The organism is Endozoicomonas sp. SESOKO1, assembly GCF_024606265.1.
In the GTDB taxonomy this organism is placed as follows: domain Bacteria; phylum Pseudomonadota; class Gammaproteobacteria; order Pseudomonadales; family Endozoicomonadaceae; genus Endozoicomonas.
Window position 1 is genome coordinate 1 of the sequence record NZ_JAHHPP010000093.1, and the last position, 3364, is coordinate 3364.

3 protein-coding genes are annotated in these 3364 nt (G+C 51.2%); 1 reads left to right on the top strand and 2 read right to left on the bottom strand.

Features of this window, described 5'->3' with window-relative positions; translation table 11 throughout:
- Window positions 1-76: helix-turn-helix domain-containing protein (locus KDK13_RS05080; RefSeq protein WP_257283865.1), on the bottom strand; the 76-nt coding region annotated here is incomplete at its 3' end.
- Window positions 77-355: 279 nt separating this feature from the next.
- On the opposite strand from KDK13_RS05080, the gene KDK13_RS05085 reads away from it, so the two are divergent.
- Window positions 356-1351, top strand: a complete 996-nt coding sequence (locus KDK13_RS05085) for a dihydroorotate dehydrogenase-like protein (protein WP_257283863.1) — start codon at window positions 356-358, stop codon at window positions 1349-1351.
- Between the two features lie 153 nt (window positions 1352-1504).
- Here KDK13_RS05085 and ptsI read toward each other — a convergent pair whose 3' ends face one another.
- Complete coding sequence (gene ptsI / locus KDK13_RS05090) at window positions 1505-3211, bottom strand: phosphoenolpyruvate-protein phosphotransferase PtsI (RefSeq protein WP_257283864.1); 1707 nt, start codon at window positions 3209-3211, stop codon at window positions 1505-1507.
- Between the last annotated feature and the right edge of the window lie 153 nt (window positions 3212-3364).

The following is a 3364-nucleotide window of genomic DNA, read 5'->3' on the forward strand; positions in this document are numbered from 1 at the left end:
CAAACGTCTGAGCAAGCAGTATTTCCTGTTCTGGCGTTGGGTAGAATCTGTACTTATAGGCTTGTTTCGTTTTCATGCTTACCAAAATACCTTGTTTTTGGTAAGTGGCAATACGAGTTTTCCGCTGTTTCGGAATCAGTCACCACCCCCCGCCTTATCAGGCTGGTCGCTATCCATCCCGCAGCTAGCTCGCAGGGGGTCTTCCGCTAAAAATCTGATAATGCCGGATTTGACTTTAGCTTCCGTCTGTCCAGTGGCAAAATTCGCGGTGGCGGGTAAACGGTCTGCCAAAAAAGAATGTCGCGCTGCAGGCCATTGCCTATGGCAATGTTTCTGTGGTTATTGAGGAGTAACGATGATGGATTTGACCACCAGCTATATGGGGTTAAGCCTGAAAAATCCGTTAATGGCAGCAGCCAGTCCATTGACGTCTACCATAAAAAGCATCCAGCGTCTGGAAAAGGCGGGTATTGCGGCGGTGGTTTTGCCTTCACTGTTTGAAGAACAGATTCGCCGGGAACAGGAAGAGGCCGAGCGAATGGCCCTGTCCAGAAATAACCTGTCTCCCGAGGCGACCTCTTTTCTGCCCGCAGGCCTGACCCTGGAGCGTGGATCCGAGGCATACCTGGATACCATTCATAAAGCCAGGGCTGCGGTGGATATCCCGGTGATAGCCAGCCTGAACGGGTGCTCAGGAGGTGGGTGGATCGATTATGCCCGACAGATTGAGCAGGCGGGTGCGGATGGCATAGAGCTGCACATTTATTACAACCCACCCTCACTGGATATTACCGGGCGTCAGGTTGAGGACGTCTATCTGGACATCGCAAGGCGGGTGAAAAGCAGCGTCACCATCCCGGTTGCCCTGAAGATTGACCCCTTCTTCAGCGCCTTTGGCAACATGGCCAGACAGTTTGATGAGATCGGTGTGGATGCACTGGTGATGTTTAACCGGATGCTGCAGCCTGACTTTAATCTCAACAATATGCTGGTGGAAACCCGCTGGCCAATCAGCAAAGCCGGTGAGATCGGTATTCCACTGCGCTGGATCAGTGTGCTGCACGGCAACATCAATGCCTCTCTGGCGGCTTCATCCGGTGCTTATGATCATGAGGACATTATCAAATATCTGCTCGGTGGTGCGGATACGGTCATGCTGGCATCGGCACTGATCCGCAATGGTGCGGACTATGTGTCCGTCCTGTTAAAAGGCCTGGAAGTATGGTTGAAACAGCGGGACTTTAACGACCTGAATGAAATGCGCGGGTTGATGAGCCAGCGTTCTGTGGCCAATCCGGAAGTATTTGAGCGGGCTAATTATATCCGGACCGTCGATGGAGCAAAGAGATAACCGGAGAGACTCTTTTACAGGTTTCGCCATAACCTCGGAATCCTGCACTTCTTCTGGCATATGGTAGAGATCAGATAGCTTATGACTCTACCATATGTCCTGAATCTAAAAGTCAGTATTCATCAAATGTATCCACATTAGCGAACAGTGCTTTCAGCGCATAGCATCAACCAGGCTTCTGACTTCATCAGCATCTTTCGCTTTTAAGCACTGCTCGGCCAGCGCCTGAAGCTTTTCACTGTTTTGTTCGCGCAGGATCTTCTTAATCATGGGAACAGACGGTGCAGACATACTGAACTCATCCAGACCAAGTCCGGCCAGGATCAATGCGGCACGTTCATCGCCGGCAAACTCACCACACATACCGGTCCATTTACCCGCAGCATGGGAGGCATCAATAACCTGCTTAACCGCTCTCAGTACGGATGGAGAGAAACTGTCATACAGATGCGCAATGTTTTCATTGCCACGGTCTACCGCCAGAATATATTGAGTCAGGTCATTGGTGCCGATACTGAAGAAGTCGAGTTCTTCAATCAGCTGATCTGCAATCATAACCGCTGCAGGCGTCTCGATCATGATGCCCAGTTCACACTGCTCATCAAACGCCATACCCTGATCTCTCAGACTCTGTTTGGCTGTCTCAACATGGGCTTTCAGCTGCATCACTTCATTAACAGAGATGACCATGGGGAACATGATGCGCAGCTTGCCAAAAGCGCTGGCTCTGAGAATGGCTCGAAGCTGAGTCTGCAGGATTTCCGGACGGTCCAGGCACATACGCACTGCACGCCAGCCCAGGAATGGGTTCAGCTCTTTTGGCAGATCCAGGTAAGGAAGTTCCTTGTCACCACCGATATCCAGGGTACGAATAATGACGGGTCTTTCACCCATCGCTTCCGCTACCTGCTTATAAGCCTGGAACTGAACTTCTTCAGAAGGCAGGGAGTTCCGATCCATAAACAGGAATTCGGTACGATAAAGGCCAACACCCTCAGCGCCATTGCGCAGTGCACCATCGACATCCTTCGGTGTACCGATATTGGCGCAAAGTTCGAAATGTCTGCCGTCGACCGTGGCTGCCGGCAGGTCTTTCAGTTTTGCCAGTTCATTTCGGGCGGCGGCCAGTGTTTCCTGCTGAGCACGGGCGGTAGCCAGTTGCTCTTCAGAAGGATTCACGATGATCCGGTTATTGATGGCATCCAGAATCAACAGGTCGCCATGCAGAATTTCAGTGGTTGCCTGATGACAACCAACCATGGCCGGAATCTCCAGAGAGCGTGCCATGATGGCTGAGTGAGATGTGCGACCACCGATTTCAGTGATAAAGCCAATGACTTTGTCCAAGTCCAGCTGGGCCGTGTCCGAAGGGGTCAGATCGTTGGCGATAACGATTGAGTTTTCTGCCAGATTTTCCAGTCCGGAGATGCGAATACCCAGAATGTTTTTGATCATTCTCTGGCCGACATCACGGAAATCCGCTACCCGTTCTCTCAGGTAGGCATCTTCCAGCGTCTCCAGCAACTGAATGTTGGCCTGGATGGCTTCATGGGTGGCAACGGCGGCTGGTTTTCCTTCACCAATCAGGGTGAAGATCTCTTCTTCCAGTTCCTCGTCTTCAGCCACCATCATGTGGCCTTCAAAGACGGCGGCTTCTTCTTCACCAAACTTGCCGAGCATATCCCGGTACAGACGATCCAGCTGGGCTGTGGTCTGTTCACGGGCCACTTTAAAGCGCTCGATCTCATTGTTAACCTGTTCTTCGGTTACCTGGTAGTTTGGCAGGATCAGTTCCTGCTCACAGTGAATAACCGCTTTACCGATGGCGATACCTTCGGATGCAATGATGCCCTTGATCATGGGAGTCACTCTTGAACCTGCTGAAATAACTGTTTTCTAAAGGGGAGGGGGAACCCAAAAGCCCTGAAAATTAACCTTCCAGGGTTTCGATAACGACTTTCAGTTTTTCCATTGCCTCAACTTCGTCATCGCCTTCGATCGTCAGGGTAATTA